This is a genomic window from Agrobacterium sp. DSM 25558 (assembly GCF_900100825.1).
Lineage (GTDB): Bacteria > Pseudomonadota > Alphaproteobacteria > Rhizobiales > Rhizobiaceae > Agrobacterium.
Genome location: NZ_FMUD01000019.1, coordinates 32,369 through 47,473, shown reverse-complemented (window position 1 = coordinate 47,473; position 15,105 = coordinate 32,369). Strand labels below are relative to the sequence as shown.

Genomic DNA, 15,105 nt, shown 5'->3' with positions numbered 1-15,105 from the left:
TAATTCGTGCGGCGGCGGTTTCAACCGGTCAGCCCATTAAAAAGTATTATTTATTTCGCATCGCAGCAAAAACCGGCAGCATGGCACCGCCGGTTGTTCTGATTGTTAATCTCAGAAGAACGCCTGAATGCCCGTCTGAGCGCGACCCAAAATCAGAGCGTGCACATCATGCGTTCCCTCATAGGTGTTGACCGTTTCTAGGTTCTGGGCGTGGCGCATAACGTGATATTCGATCTGAATACCGTTGCCGCCGTGCATGTCGCGGGCCTGACGGGCGATATCCAGCGCCTTGCCGCAATTGTTGCGCTTGACGATGGAGATCATTTCCGGGGCCATGCGGTGCTCATCGAACAGACGACCGACGCGCAAGGACGCCTGAAGGCCAAGCGTGATTTCCGTCTGCATATCGGCCAGCTTCTTCTGGTAAAGCTGCATGCCCGCCAGCGGCTTGCCGAACTGCTTGCGGTCCATGCCATATTGGTGGGCGCGGAACCAGCAGTCTTCGGCAGCACCCAGCACACCCCAGGAAATGCCGTAGCGAGCGCGGTTGAGGCAGCCAAACGGACCCTTGAGGCCAGAAACGCCAGGCAGCAACGCATCTTCGCCCACTTCGACACCATCCATAACGATTTCGCCAGTGATCGACGCACGCAGCGACAGCTTGCCGCCGATCTTCGGTGCGGACAGGCCCTTCATGCCTTTTTCCAGCACAAAGCCGCGGATATGATTGTCATGCGCTTCCGATTTTGCCCAGACGACAAAGACATCGGCAATCGGCGAATTGGAGATCCACATCTTGGAGCCACGCAGGCGGTATCCGCCTGCAATCTTTTCGGCGCGAGTCTTCATGCCATTCGGGTCGGAACCGGCATCCGGCTCCGTCAGGCCGAAACAGCCAATCAGCTCACCGGATACGAGGCCGGGCAGATACTTGTCCTTCTGCTCTTCCGAGCCATAGGCAAAGATGGGGTAGATGACGAGCGAGGACTGCACGCTCATCATCGAGCGATAGCCGCTATCGATGCGCTCTACTTCGCGGGCCACGAGGCCGTAGGCGACATAGCTGGCTTCGGCGGCACCATATTTTTCAGGCAGTGTGACGCCCAGAAGTCCGGTCTGACCCATCAGGCGGAACAGTTCAGGCTCGGATGTTTCCGACAGGTAGGCTTCGTTGATGCGTGGCAGAAGCTCCGATTGGGCAAAGGCCGCTGCCGTATCGCGGATCATCCGCTCGTCTTCGGTCAGTTGGTCCTCGAGAAGAAACGGGTCCTGCCAATTGAATGCTGTGCGTTCGCTCACGGTAAATCTCCAAAATTGCTGTGTCGATTATTGGCATTTGGCAGCGTCGCGGCAAGCCATGTTTACTCATTTTGCTATTACCGATAGGAATGCGCCATGACCTCGCTCAGCCGCAAACTTCTGCCCTCCACCAGCGCACTCGCCGCCTTTGATTCCGTGGCGCGGCTGGGCAGTTTTTCGCTGGCCGCAGATGAGCTTTCGCTGACGCAAGGGGCCATCAGCAGGCAGGTTCTGTCGCTGGAAGAACAGCTTGGCGTTCGGCTGTTCGATCGTGGAGCGCGCGGTGTTTCGCTGACTGCCGAGGGCCAGACCTATGCCAAAGCCATCGGCACGGCGCTGGGCGATATCCGCTCCGCATCCTTGCAGATTATGACCAAAACGCATGGCAGCACGCTGAACCTTGCCATGCTGCCCACCTTCGGCACGCGCTGGCTGTTGCCGCGCATTCCCAAATTCGTGGCGGCACACCCGGAAATCACGCTCAATTTCGCCACCCGTATCGGCCAGTTCGATTTCGAAAAGGAAGGCCTCGATATGGCCATCCATATCGGCCAGCCGGATTGGCCAGCGGCGGAAAGCACGTTTCTGATGGATGAGATGGTGGCACCGGTGTGCAGCCCATCCTTTCTGGCGACGCACCCCATTGCCAAGGCGCAGGATATCTCGACCCTGCCGCTGCTGCATATGGCGTCGAGACCCGGTGCATGGGACCACTGGTTCCAGAGCCTCGGGCTTGGCGCACAAAACGCACCCGCCATGCGGTTCGAACAATTCTCCAGCGTGGCGCAGGGCTGCATCGCAGGCTTGGGTGTGGCGCTGATGCCGTTGTTTCTGATCGATATCGAACTCAAAGCCGGGCAACTGGTGGCTGCCTTCGCCCATCAGGTCAAAAGCCCCAGTTCTTACTATGCCGTCGCTCCGCTTTCGCGCATCAACCATGCGCCCGTGGTGCTGTTCAAGCAGTGGCTTCTGGCTGAGGTCGAGGCGTTTTGGACTAGGGATTGATAATAATTTCTCCCTTGTTTTCGCCACTTAGAGTTTTCCCGCAGAAATTCACCCGTAACCGACTCGACAAAAACGCGCTTTCGAATTACGCTGATTAAACGTTTAATCATGCGGATGGATAAGCCATGACCTCTGGTCGTGCAGGCGCAAATCTGACGGCAATCGCTTCGGCACTGGGTGTGTCTGCGGCGACGGTCTCCAATGCGCTTTCCGGCAAGGGTCGCGTGTCCGCAGAACTCTCAGATAAGATACGCTTGAAGGCAGCAGAACTGGGCTATGTGCCAAGCATCGCCGGTCGTGCCCTGCGTACGGGCAGAAGCGGCGTTCTGGGTCTGGTGTTACCGGATATCGCCAATCCGCTCTTCCCGCAGATCGCCCAAGCCATCGAAAAGGCAGCTGACGATGCCGGTTATGGTGTTCTGATTGCGGACTCCCATGGCGATGTCGCCAAGCAGACGCAAGCGATCAACCGCCTCATCGAACGCGGCGTCGAAGGCATGGTCATCGTGCCACGGCGCGGTACCCGCATCGGCAATGTCGATTGCCCCGTGGCCGTCATCGATTCTCCCTCCACCCCTGGCAATACGGTTTCCGCCGATCATTGGGATGGTGGCGTTCAGATCGGTCGGCATCTGGCGGAACTGGGCCACGACAAGGTGGTCATCATCGGCAACAATCCCGACTCCAACGTCCAGAACGACCGCATCGGCGGCATCAGATCCGGGCTTGGCAGCGCGGCGCGGACAGAGACGCTGTGGATTGCGTCTGTGGAGAAACAGGGTGGGGCAGGGTGTCCCCTGGGCGTCGCGCAGAAGGTGGCGCAGGGCTCCACCGCCTTTGCAGCGGTTTCGGATCTTCACGCGCTGCGCGTTCTGACCGAATTGCAGCGTGATGGCGTGACCGTGCCGGAACAGGCCAGCGTCACAGGCTTTGACGATCTCATCTGGGCGCCTGTCGTCACGCCGGCGCTGACGACCATTCGCATGGATATGGCGCGTGTCGCCGATCTGGCCGTCACCGCTCTGGTGCGCAGCATCGATGCCGAAGACCGCCCCGTTTCGGGAGGCGTCGTCGCCGATGTCTCGAAAGTCGCAATGCAGCTCATCATCAGAAGCTCTTGCGGACCCAATCATAAGAAGCAGACATCCAACAAAACCTCGACAGCAGGAGAACTCACATCATGAAGAAGATCATTCTGGCATCCGGTACGGCGCTGATGCTGTCCATGGGTGCCGCGCAGGCGCAGGACAAGACGCTGACGATTTCCGTCTACGCCTTCGCGCAGGACGAGTTCAAGGAACTGGTCTACACGCCGTTCGAAGCCAAGTGCGGCTGCAAGCTGGTGGTCGAAACCGGCAACAGCGTCGAGCGTCTGGCCAAGATGGAAGCCAACAAGGCAAGCCCGGTCATCGATCTCGCCATCGTTTCCATGGCCGACGCGTTGTCCGCCGCCCGCAAGGACTTGGTCCAGAAGATCGATACCTCCAAGGTGCCGAATGTCGGCAAGCTCTATGACATCGCCAAGGACCCGAATGGCGATGGCATGAGCGTGGGCGTCAACTTCTACGCCACCTCCATCGTCTACCGCACCGACAAGATGAAGATCGAGTCATGGGCAGACCTGTTGAAGGATGGCGTGGTCGATCACGTCGCCTTCCCGAACGTCACCACCAATCAGGGCCCGCCCGCGCTCTATATGCTGGGCAAGGCCATCGGCAAGGATACGGCTGATCTCAGCGGCGCTATCGAGGCGGTTGGCGAAAAGAAGGACGAGATCGTCACCTTCTACGTGAAGTCCTCACAGCTGGTGCAATTGATGCAGCAGGAAGAAATCTGGGCAGCCCCCATCGGTCGTTTCTCCTGGGCGCCGTTCACCAAGCTTGACCTGCCACTGGCATGGGCAACGCCCAAGGAAGGTCAGACCGGCGGCATGAATGTTCTCGTGGTGCCGAAGAATGGCAAGAACGAAGACCTGGCGCTTCAGTTCATGGACTTCTGGCTCTCGACGGATGTGCAGAAGGCGCTGGCCGAAAAGCTGGTGGATAGCCCGACCAACAAGGAGGTGAAGGTCTCTGACGAGGTAGCCAACAACATCACCTATGGCGATGAGACGGCCAAAAGCCTCCAGCTCATTCCGTCTGCTGCGACGCTGGATAACCGCGATAAGTGGTTGTCGGAGTGGAATGCGAAGGTTGGTCAGTAAGGACGGTTGCTGGGTGTGGTTGTTACGTGCTGGCGCACGTCACCCCCCTCTGTCCTGCCGGACATCTCCCCCTCAAGGGGGGAGATCGACCCTGGGCAACCCTTCCTCTTCCAGTGAACGTCGCGGTTGGACTGTGACGGCGCGCCCAGCCAATCTCCCCACCTGAGGGGGAGATGCCCGGCAGGGCAGAGGGGGCCGGCACCCACCGACGCTGAATAACAAAACACTCCATCTGTACGCAGGCGGAGACATTTCAACACCGGAGAAGACTCCATGTTTCAAAACCGGGCTGAAGCCTTGGCGCTTGCCTTGCCCGCCGCGATCTTTGCGGCGGCGGTGTTTCTTGTGCCCGTGTTCATTCTGCTGTCGGAAGGGTTTCGCACCGCCGATGGCTGGACATTTCAGGCCTATGTGGATTTCTTTTTCGATCCGCTGAACCGGGCCGTGTTCCTGCGCACGCTGAAGCTCGGCGCGCTCGTCACCGTCGTCTCCGCCATCATCGGATACGCAGCGGCCTTCGCCATCGTCAACCTACCAGCCAACTCCAAAGGCCACATGATCAACCTCGTCATTCTGCCGTTGATGATCTCGCCCGTGGCTCGCACCTATGCGTGGATCGTCATTCTCGGACGCACCGGCATGGTCAACGAGTTGCTGAAGCTGGTGGGCCTCACCGATGCACCGATCCGCATTCTGTTTTCCGAAACCGCCGTTTTCATTGGCCTTCTGCAACTGTTCCTGCCGCTGATGATCATCTCGCTCATCAGCGCGCTGGAAAACATGCCGAAAGACGTCATCGCCGCCTCGCGGGTGCTCGGGGCCAACTGGTTGCAGGTGTTCTGGAAGGTCATTCTGCCGCTGACCAAGGAAGGTCTTGTCGTTGGCGGCACGCTGGTCTTCACCGGTTCGCTGACGGCCTATATCACGCCCGCCATTCTCGGCGGCTCCAAGGTTCTGATGCTGGAAACGCTGCTCTATCAGCAGGTTACGGTCTCCAACAATTTCGTTGCCGCCAGCGTCATCGCCTTCATTCTGATCGTCATGAGCTTTGCGGCCAATATCCTGCTCAAGCGCATCGCCACGGCAAGGAACAAGAAATGACCCGGCACCTCTTCATTCCGCTCACGCTGGCGCTGGTCATCGGCTTTCTGATCGGTCCCTTCCTCATCATCGTCGCGGCCTCTTTTTCGGCGGGCGATACGCTGGCCTTTCCGCCGCAGGGCTTTTCCCTGAAGTGGATCGCCAAGGTCTTCACGGTCGAAAGTTTCCGCGAAAGCTTTGCAATGTCGATGTTTCTGGCCATTGGCGGCACATTCGCAGCGCTGATCCTCGGTGTGCCCGCATCCTACGCCATGTCGCGCTACAAGCTCCCCTTTTCGGAAACCATCCGCACCATCGTCTCGGCCCCCATCATCGTCCCCGGCATTATCGTCGGCCTGGCGCTGCTGCGTTATTTCGTCGTGCCCTTCGGCATTGGAATTACGCTGGCGCTGTTCCTCGCGCACACGGCGCTCATTCTGCCCTACGCGGTGCGCGTCGTGTCGGCCAGTCTCACCAATCTGCGCTCGGATATCGAGGAAGCAGCCGTGCTGCTCGGCTCGTCGCGGCTGGGCGCATTCTTCCGCGTCGTGCTGCCCAATATCAGGGGCGGCATTCTCTCGGCCTTCATTCTGGGCTTCGTGACCAGTTTCAATCAGGTGCCGGTGTCGCTGTTCCTCTCCGGCCCCGGCGTGCGCACCCTGCCCATCGATATGCTGGGCTATATGGAAATCGTCTTCGACCCATCCGTTGCAGCCCTCTCTTCGCTGCTCGCCTTCCTGTCCATCGGCATTGTTTTCATGGCCGAACGTTTTCTGGGGTTCTCTCGTTATGTCTGATGCAAAATACCTTTCGCTCCAGAACCTGTCGCTGGCCTATGGCAACTCCGTTGCCGTGAAAGACCTGAACCTCGATATCCGCAAGGGTGAACTGCTGGCATTGCTTGGCCCCTCCGGCTGCGGCAAGACCACGACCATGCGCGCCATCGCCGGGTTGATGCCGGTTGCGGGCGGGCGCATCGATCTTGACGGTGCCGATATTACCCGCGTTTCCGCCAACAAGCGGGCGGTGGGGCTGGTGTTCCAGTCCTACGCGCTGTTTCCGCATCTGACGGTCTACGAAAATGTCGCCTTCGGTTTGAAGCTGAAGGGGATGAAGGGTTCTGTGCTGGATGACAAAGTCGCATCCGGCCTGAAATCCGTCGGCCTGTCCGCTTTCGCCTCGCGCAAACCGGCGGAACTCTCCGGCGGCCAGCAGCAGCGCGTGGCGCTGGCTCGCTCCATGGTCATGGACCCCAAGGTCCTGCTGTTGGACGAACCACTGTCGAACCTCGACGCGCGACTACGGCTTGAAATGCGTACCGAACTTCAGCGTGTCCAGAAGGCCACCGGCGTCACCATGATTTTCGTCACGCATGATCAGGTCGAGGCTCTGGCGCTCGCGGACCGCATCGTGGTGATGAAGAATGGTGCGATCGAGCAGATCGGCACGCCGGAAGAGATTTACAACGCACCTGTCTCGTCCTTCGTGGCTGACTTCGTTGGCTTTGAAAACATCTTTCGTCTGGAAGGTGACGAACTGAAAACAGACAATGGCCGCATTGCCCTTTCCGGTCAGGTTCCGAGTACGGCGGGACTTGCCTGGAGGCCGCGCATGGTGACCCTCGGTTCAGGACCTTTCGAGGGAACCGTGCGCGGCACGTCTTTTGCGGGCAACACGCGCGAATATTTGCTGGATACACCGCTTGGGCCGATTAAGGCCGAGGTCGATGCCGGACTGCCTGTGCAGGACATCGGTACACCGCTTGCCTTCGACCTCCCGGTCAGGAAAGCAGCCAGCCTGAAAGTGTTCAGCTGATCATGGGTATCTGGATCGATTGCGATATGGGCTTCGATGACATCGCCGCCATCATGGTGGCGACGTCTCAAGGGCTTCAGATAGATGGACTCTCGCTGGTGTTCGGCAACGCACCGCTTGCGCAGGTGCGCCGAAATGCTGCCAGCGCGAAAATGGCTTTTGGCTGGGACTTCCCCATCCACACGGGCCGCGAAAATCCCGTTCTTGGAAAGCTGGAGACCGCACAAACCATTCTCGGCGATACCGGCATTCCAACGGTTGGCACAGGCCTGCCCGACGCTGCCGATCTGCCGCACAGCGATGCGTTTCAGTCGCTTTGCGATTGGCTGGAAAATGGCGGCCAGGACAAGCGCATTCTTGCGCTCGGCCCCCTCACAAACATCGCCGCCATCTGCCTCGCGAAGCCAGACCTTGCCGCCCGCATCACAGACCTCATCTGGATGGGTGGCGGCGTCACAGCTGGCAATCACACGGCATCTGCGGAATTCAACGCTTTTGCTGATCCTGAGGCATTAGCCATCGTAATCGCCCACGGTCTGCCCCTACGCATGGTCGATCTCGATCTCTGCCGCAAGGTCACGGCCGGGCTATCCGATGTTGCGCCCATTCGCGCGGCCGGTGGTAAGAATGCAGGCTTGATCGCCGATATGCTGGAAGGCTTCATCAACATTGCCACCAGCCGCGGGCGAAATGCGATGGCGCTTTATGACCCCTGTGCAGCCGTTGCCCTCGTGGCTCCGGATTGCATCGGCTGGAAAAAGGCGTGCATCGATGTCGAGCTCCACGGCACTCTCACGCGTGGTCGAACCGTGGTCGAAGCGCGTGCCGCCCATGCGGAGCGTTTCAACGCGCAATTTGCCGAAACGGTCGATGCTATCAGTGCCAAATCCATCATTCTCGATGCCCTGCGTCAGGAGGCAAGCCGATGAAACAACAGACCATTATCGTTGATCGTGACGGGATGATCGATGACGCGTTACGCGCCCGCACCGTGGCGGCAGCGCGTGGCGACCAGCCCTTCGATATCCTGATCAGCGGCGGTACGCTTGTCGATGTTGTCACAGGCGAGCTTCGTCTGGCCGATATCGGCATTGTCGGCCCGCTGATTGCCAGCGTCCACGAGGCTGGAAGCCGCACAGATGCCGCACAGATTCTGGATGCGACGGGCGCTTACGTTTCGCCGGGGCTGATCGACACGCATATGCATGTCGAAAGCTCCATGGTGACGCCCGCCGCCTACGCCGGTGCCGTTGTCCCACGCGGGGTGACAACCATCGTCTGGGACCCGCATGAATTTGGCAACGTCCACGGCATCGATGGCGTGCGCTGGGCGGCGGAAGCCAGCAAAGGGCTGCCGTTGCGGGCCATACTGCTGGCACCATCGTCGGTGCCGTCAGCGCCGGGACTGGAACAGGCGGGCGGAGATTTCGACGCTTCCGCCATGGCGGAAATGCTGTTCTGGCCAGAAGTCGGCGGCGTTGCCGAAGTCATGAACATGCGCGGCGTCATCGAGCGCGATCCGCGCATGAGCGCCATTCTTCAGGAAGGCCTGTTTTCCGACAAGCTGATCTGCGGCCATGCCCGCGGTCTTGATGGTGCCGATCTCAACGCCTTCATGGCGGCGGGCATCACCTCCGATCACGAGCTGACATCCGCCGCCGATCTCATGGCAAAGCTGCGGGCCGGGCTGACCATCGAGCTGCGCGGTTCACACGACCACCTCCTGCCGGAATTCGTGCAAGCCTTGAACGCGCTCGGCCACCTGCCGCAAACGCTGACGCTGTGCACCGACGATGTTTTCCCGGACGATCTCGCTAAGAACGGCGGGCTGGATGATGTCGTGCGGCGGCTGGTGCGTTATGGCCTGAAACCCGAATGGGCATTGCGCGCGGCCACGCTGAATGCGGCCATGCGTTTGCAACGCAACGATCTCGGCCTCATCGCCGCCGGTCGCAGGGCCGATATCGCCGTTTTCGAAGACCTGTCGCAATTTGCCCCACGCCATGTGCTGGCCAGCGGCACGCCGGTTGCTGAAAGTGGCAAAATGCTGGTCGATCTAACCGAAATGGACGCGGCACCGCTCAAGCATTCTGTGAAGCTCACGCCCCGTTCGCCCTCAGATTTCAATGTCAAGTCCGAAGGCAAAAGGGTCAAGCTCGCTACCATCGACAAGCCGCGTTTCACCCAATGGGGAGAGGCGGAAGCTGCCGTCGAAAACGGTTTCGTGGTGCCGCCCGAGGGCACAACGATGATTTCCGTCACCCACCGTCACGGCAAAGCCGATCCCGTCACCAGAACCGGTTTCCTCACCGGCTGGGGAAAATGGGTTGGTGCCTTCGCCACGACGGTCGCGCATGACAGCCATAACCTGACAGTCTTCGGCGGCAATGCGGATGATATGGCAGTTGCCGCGAACGCCGTCATCAAGACAGGCGGCGGCATGGCCGTCGCATCCGGCGGTAAGGTCACGGCGCTGTTGCCGTTATCACTCTCCGGCCTCGTCTCGGACGCAGGTTTGGAAGATGTCGCGTCGGGTTTTGAAGCCGTGCGCGATGCGGTCGGCCAAATCGTGGAATGGCAGCCACCTTATCTGGTATTCAAGGCCTGCTTCGGTGCAACACTTGCGTGCAACATCGGCCCGCACCAGACGGATATGGGCATTGCCGATGTGCTGACGGGCAGGGTGATGGAAACGCCGGTGCTGGAGATTTTGGCTTAAAGGCGTACTCCGTCCTCACGTCCGTCATGCTCGGGCTTGTCCCGAGTATCTAATCACGTTGAATGTCGGCGGTTCGTTAGATCCTCGGGACGAGCCCGAGGATGACGCTAGAGGGAAGCTATTGCGTCTATTCTCCCGCCAGTTCCTGCTCCACCAGAGTCGTCCAGAAGGCCACACCCGATGCAATCGCGTCATCGTTGAAATCATAGGACGTGTTGTGGTGCAGCGCGCCGTCAACCGCAGGTCCGTTGCCGAGCCAGACGTAACAGCCCGGCGCTTTACTCGCGAAGAACGAGAAGTCATCGCCAGCCGTTGATGGCGGGAAGGCCGTCCGTACCTTTTCGCCGAAAACGCTTTGTGCCGCTTTGAGCGCACGGCTGGTCGCGTCCGCATCATTGATCACGGGCGGAATGCGGCGGATGAAGTCGTAAGTTGCCTCGATGCCGAACATGGCAGCGGTTCCCTTTGCCAGCCGTCCGATTTCCTCTTCCAGCTGGTCGCGGACATGCGCCGAATAAGCCCGCGCCGTTCCGCCGATTTCGACAATATCCGGAATAACGTTCAGCGCTTTCGGATCACCCGCCTGCACCGAACAGGCACTGACGACAGCGGGTTGCAGCGGATCGACCACGCGACCGACGATGCTTTGCAGCGCGGCCAAAAAGCTACCTGCCGCCGTGATCGGGTCGCGCCCCAGATGTGGCTTTGCACCATGGGTGCCGATACCCTTGAATGTCACCCGCCAGCTATCGGAAGAGGCCAGTTGCGGCCCTTCGACCACGGCCATCTCGTCCACATCCAGCCCCGGCATGTTGTGCAGGCCATAGACGGCATCGCAGGGGAAAAGCTCGAACAGCCCGTCCTCCACCATCTGTTTCGCACCGCCGCGTCCTTCTTCGGCTGGCTGGAAGATGAAGTGCACGGTACCGGAAAAATTGCGGCTCTCGGCCAGATGCCGGGCAGCACCCAGCAGCATCACCGTGTGCCCATCATGGCCGCAGGCATGCATCTTGCCTGCTATAGTCGATTTATAGGGGCGGTCGGCCATCTCAGGCATGGCGAGCGCATCCATGTCTGCCCGAAGCCCGATGCGGCGCGTGCCGTTGCCGACCTGAAGCGTGCCGACGACACCGGTTTTGCCCAGACCGCGATGGATCGTGATCCCGGCCTCCTCCAGATGCCTGGCAACCAGCGCGCTGGTGCGCTCTTCTTCGAAGCCGAGTTCGGGGTGAGCATGCAGGTCTCGCCGCAAAGCGGTCAGAAAGGGCAGGTCGTTTCCGAACCGGGCGAGCGGGGTCATGGGCGGTCTTTCCTTGCAAAGTCGAAACGGTCTTCTTTTTCTAGTGCAGAAGACCCTGAAAATTAATAGGACCGACTGGGAAAACGGAAATAATATCGGAGTGAAAGGAATGGTCATGAAGCCGCACGAGTTCTGGCAGGAAATCCACGCGCCCGGCAGCTTCGATCTTGCCGGTCCCCATTCCGGTTTCTTCCCGGTCACGCTCGATGATGGCAGGCAATTGCGCCTGCCGATCCGCCCGCTGGCCGATGGGGAACACGCGCTCGCATCGCTCATCATCAATCAGGCGTCTTTTCTCGTTGTAGAAGCTTTGGCGGATGATCTGGCGCAAAAGCTTGCAAACTTCGATGTGGACGTCGTCGTCGGCCTTCCGACGCTAGGCCTCACGCTTGCGGCAGAGGTCGCGCGTCGCCTCGGTCACAGCCGCTATGTGCCGCTCGGGACGTCACGGAAATTCTGGTACCTGGACGAACTCTCCGTCCCCATGTCCTCCATCACCACCCAACAGCAGAAGCGTCTTTATATCGACCCGCGCATGCTTCCACTTCTGGAGGGTAGGCGGGTTGCTCTGGTGGACGATGTTATCTCCAGCGGTACCTCTATCGTTGCCGGTTTGTCGCTTCTCGCTGCCTCCAACATCGTGCCCGTGGTCATCGGTGCCGCCATGTTGCAATCGGATAGGTGGCGCGAAAGACTGGCAGATTTCGGCACCCAGTGGCCGGGCAGGGTGCAGGGTGTTTTCACCACACCTCTGCTGAAAAAGGCAGGCGACGGTTGGATTTTCTGACGGGTACCAATCGGCGGTAGTCGTTGAATGGCTATTTTTTCATCCTGCTCAATTTCTGACTTGCGAAGCCTTGGGCGATGGGCCTAGGATCGTCACCGATTGAGTAAGCCCATGGCTTTAAATAAAAAAACGGCCGCGCCGTTTGGAATGTCTGCATGCAACTTGTTTTCGACGGTCATAATGATGTGCTCCTGCGTCTCTGGCGCAATGCCAAAATGGGGAGCGATCCCGTCGCCGAATTCATGCAGGGCACGTATGAGGGCCATATCGATGCGCCGCGTGCCAAGGCGGGCGGGTTGGCCGGTGGCATCTGCGCCATCTACATTCCCTCCGGCGATCTGATCCTTCAGGAGCCTGATGCTTCAGGCCATTACGTCACCCCGCTTGCAGCCCCGCTGGAGCGCCAGCCATCGCTCGATATCGCGCTGGAAAAAGCCGCCATTGCGCTGCGTCTCGATCAGGCGGGCGGCTGGAGGCTTTGCCGCTCGACTGCTGAAATCCGCCAAGCCATGGCCAACGGTATCTTCTCCGCCGTGTTGCACATGGAAGGCTGCGAGGCGATTGCCGCTGATCTCGATGCGCTGGATGTGTTCTATGCCGCAGGCCTGCGCTCGCTCGGCCCGGTCTGGAGCCGCCACAATATTTTCGGCCACGGCGTGCCCTTCGCCTATCCCATGTCGCCGGATACCGCACCCGGCCTGACCGATGCCGGTTTTGAGCTGGTGAAACGCTGCAATCAGCTCGGCATTCTCATCGATCTCGCACATATCACCGAAAAAGGCTTCTGGGACGTGGCAAAAACCACCGATCAGCCCTTGATCGCCAGCCATTCCAACGTCCATGCTCTGACGCCCGTGGCGCGCAATCTCACCGATAAGCAGATGGACGCCATCAAGGAAAGCAACGGACTTGTTGGCCTCAACTACGCCGTGACCATGCTGCGCCCGGATGCGCGCGATGACGCCAACACGCCGCTTTCCGCCATGGTCCAGCATATCGATTACATGGTCGATCGCATGGGCATTGATTGCGTGGCACTGGGTTCAGACTTCGATGGAGCGACGGTTCCAGCGGAAATCCGCGATGCTAAGGGCAACAATAATCTTGTTGCGGCACTCAAATCTGCAGGATACGCTGATAAAGACCTTGCTAAAATTTGCCGGGAAAACTGGCTGCGCGTTTTGGCTCAGGCATGGCACGAGCCGGCCTGAGACCGGGTAGACACAAAGACACAAACAGGGGAAGACGATGAACAAATCGCTCAACAAAGCCGCCCGCATCCTTGCCACCAGCGTGGCCCTTTCGATGCTCTCTCTTGCGGCACCACAGGCCTTTGCGGCAACGCCTGCCGATACACTGGTTGAAGGTTTCGCCATCGACGACATCATCACGCTTGATCCGGGCGAGGCGTTCGAGATCACGACAGCAGAAGTCACCGGCAACACCTACAGCAAGCTCGTATCCATCGATATCGCTGATACATCCAAGGTCAAAGGCGATCTGGCCGAGAGCTGGACGACATCGGAAGATGGTCTGACCTACACATTCAAGCTGAAGCAGGGCCTCAAATTCGCCTCCGGCAATCCGCTGACGGCTGATGACGTTGCCTTCTCCATCGAGCGTGCCGTCAAGCTGGACAAATCGCCTGCATTCCTTCTGACGCAGTTCGGCCTCAAGGGCGATAACGTCACGGAAAAGGCAAAAGCTGCTGACGCCAACACATTCGTACTGACGGTCGATAAGCCCTATGCGCCAAGCTTCGTTCTCAACGTTTTGACGGCAACCGTTGCCTCCGTGGTGGACAAGAAGCTGGTGATGGAAAAGGCCAAGACCGTTACGCCAAGCGCCGATTACAAATATGACAGCGATTTCGGCAACGAGTTCCTCAAGACCGGTTTTGCCGGTTCCGGCCCTTACAAAATCCTTGGCTGGAAGGCCAACGAAGCGGTCATTCTGGAAGCCAACCCGAATTATTACGCAGAAAAGCCAAAGCTGAAGCGTGTCGTTTATCGTCACATGAAGGAAAGCTCCGGTCAGCGTTTGGCGCTGGAAAATGGCGATATCGATGTTGCCCGCAACCTTGAGCCCGGTGACATGGACGCCGTTTCCAAGAAGGATGGCTTTACCGTTATTTCCGCGCCAAAGGGTACGGTCTATTATCTCGGCCTGAACCAGAAGAACGAGTATCTGAAAAAGCCTGAGGTCGTTGAAGCCTTCAAATATCTCATTGATTATGAAGGTCTCGGTGCGACCATTATCAAGGGTATCGGAGAGGTCCACCAGACCTTCCTGCCAAAGGGCCAATTGGGTGCGTTGGATGAAAATCCCTTCAAGCTGGATGTCGCCAAAGCCAAGGAATTGCTGGCAAAGGCAGGACTGAAGGACGGCTTCACCGTCTCCATGGATGTGCGCAACACCCAGCCGGTCACAGGCATTGCCGAGAACATTCAGCAGACCCTGGCGCAGGTCGGTATCAAGTTGGAAATCATTCCCGGCGATGGCAAGCAGACGCTAACGAAATATCGTGCGCGCCAGCACGACATCTACATCGGTGACTGGGGTTCCGACTATTTCGACCCGAACTCCAATGCCGAAACCTTCACCATCAATTATGACAATTCCGACGAAGGCAAGAACAAGACGCTGGCATGGCGCAATGCCTGGGACGTTCCTGAACTGACGAAGGAAACGCAGGCTGCGCTGTTGGAGAAAGACAACGCCAAGCGCGCCGCCATGTATCAGGACCTTCAGAAGAAGGTTCTGGAAAGCGGCCCGTTCGTCGTCATCGAGCAGAAGACGGAAATTGCCGGTTTCTCCAACAAGGTCAAAGGTTTGAAGCTTGGACCGAGCTTCGATACCAACTACGTCTACCCGGTCTCCAAGGAATAGTCCGGCAG

General features: G+C 59.0%; 13 protein-coding genes. 11 read left to right on the top strand and 2 right to left on the bottom strand.

The features are described 5' to 3' along the window. Window positions 1-111: 111 nt before the first annotated feature. Window positions 112-1,299: an acyl-CoA dehydrogenase gene (locus DSM25558_RS16675; protein WP_077105818.1), complete on the bottom strand. Its 1,188-nt coding sequence runs from the start codon at window positions 1,297-1,299 to the stop codon at window positions 112-114. Between the two features lie 96 nt (window positions 1,300-1,395). On the opposite strand from DSM25558_RS16675, the gene DSM25558_RS16670 reads away from it, so the two are divergent. The 8 genes from DSM25558_RS16670 to DSM25558_RS16630 all read left to right on the top strand — a co-directional run bounded on the left by DSM25558_RS16670 (window position 1,396) and on the right by DSM25558_RS16630 (window position 10,121). After that, entirely contained in the window at window positions 1,396-2,304 is a 909-nt protein-coding gene (locus tag DSM25558_RS16670) for a LysR family transcriptional regulator (RefSeq protein WP_077105817.1), read from the top strand. Window positions 2,305-2,429: 125 nt separating this feature from the next. Beyond that, complete coding sequence (locus DSM25558_RS16665) at window positions 2,430-3,488, top strand: LacI family DNA-binding transcriptional regulator (RefSeq protein ID WP_077105816.1); 1,059 nt, start codon at window positions 2,430-2,432, stop codon at window positions 3,486-3,488. Next, window positions 3,485-4,507 (top strand): ABC transporter substrate-binding protein, encoded by a 1,023-nt coding sequence (locus DSM25558_RS16660; RefSeq protein WP_077105815.1) that lies wholly within the window; start codon window positions 3,485-3,487, stop codon window positions 4,505-4,507. Before DSM25558_RS16665 ends, DSM25558_RS16660 begins: the two co-directional genes overlap by 4 nt. A 273-nt stretch (window positions 4,508-4,780) precedes the next feature. Further along, a complete protein-coding gene (locus tag DSM25558_RS16650; protein WP_062452230.1) occupies window positions 4,781-5,608 on the top strand; it encodes an ABC transporter permease in 828 nt (275 codons plus the stop codon). Beyond that, entirely contained in the window at window positions 5,605-6,384 is a 780-nt protein-coding gene (locus DSM25558_RS16645) for an ABC transporter permease (RefSeq protein WP_045228261.1), read from the top strand. The genes DSM25558_RS16650 and DSM25558_RS16645 overlap by 4 nt, the downstream gene beginning before the upstream one ends. Beyond that, the gene (locus DSM25558_RS16640; protein ID WP_077105814.1) at window positions 6,377-7,402 is read left to right on the top strand and encodes an ABC transporter ATP-binding protein; all 1,026 of its coding nucleotides are present in this window, start codon (window positions 6,377-6,379) and stop codon (window positions 7,400-7,402) included. Before DSM25558_RS16645 ends, DSM25558_RS16640 begins: the two co-directional genes overlap by 8 nt. A gap of 2 nt (window positions 7,403-7,404) precedes the next feature. Next, window positions 7,405-8,331, top strand: a complete 927-nt coding sequence (locus DSM25558_RS16635) for a nucleoside hydrolase (RefSeq protein WP_077105813.1) — start codon at window positions 7,405-7,407, stop codon at window positions 8,329-8,331. Further along, window positions 8,328-10,121, top strand: coding sequence for an adenine deaminase (locus DSM25558_RS16630; protein WP_077105812.1), 1,794 nt, complete (start codon window positions 8,328-8,330; stop codon window positions 10,119-10,121). The genes DSM25558_RS16635 and DSM25558_RS16630 overlap by 4 nt, the downstream gene beginning before the upstream one ends. A 127-nt stretch (window positions 10,122-10,248) precedes the next feature. Here DSM25558_RS16630 and DSM25558_RS16625 read toward each other — a convergent pair whose 3' ends face one another. Continuing rightward, the gene (locus DSM25558_RS16625; protein WP_077105811.1) at window positions 10,249-11,421 is read right to left on the bottom strand and encodes a M20 aminoacylase family protein; all 1,173 of its coding nucleotides are present in this window, start codon (window positions 11,419-11,421) and stop codon (window positions 10,249-10,251) included. Between the two features lie 109 nt (window positions 11,422-11,530). Between DSM25558_RS16625 and DSM25558_RS16620 the strand changes: the two genes are divergently transcribed. The 3 genes from DSM25558_RS16620 (at window position 11,531) to DSM25558_RS16610 (ending at window position 15,097) form a co-directional block, all read left to right on the top strand. Further along, window positions 11,531-12,208, top strand: coding sequence for a phosphoribosyltransferase (locus DSM25558_RS16620; RefSeq protein ID WP_077105868.1), 678 nt, complete (start codon window positions 11,531-11,533; stop codon window positions 12,206-12,208). Window positions 12,209-12,363: 155 nt separating this feature from the next. Then, window positions 12,364-13,419: a dipeptidase gene (locus DSM25558_RS16615; RefSeq protein ID WP_077105810.1), complete on the top strand. Its 1,056-nt coding sequence runs from the start codon at window positions 12,364-12,366 to the stop codon at window positions 13,417-13,419. Between the two features lie 37 nt (window positions 13,420-13,456). After that, on the top strand, window positions 13,457-15,097 hold the full coding sequence (locus DSM25558_RS16610; RefSeq protein WP_077105809.1) for an ABC transporter substrate-binding protein: 1,641 nt from the start codon (window positions 13,457-13,459) through the stop codon (window positions 15,095-15,097). The last annotated feature ends 8 nt before the right edge of the window (window positions 15,098-15,105 follow it).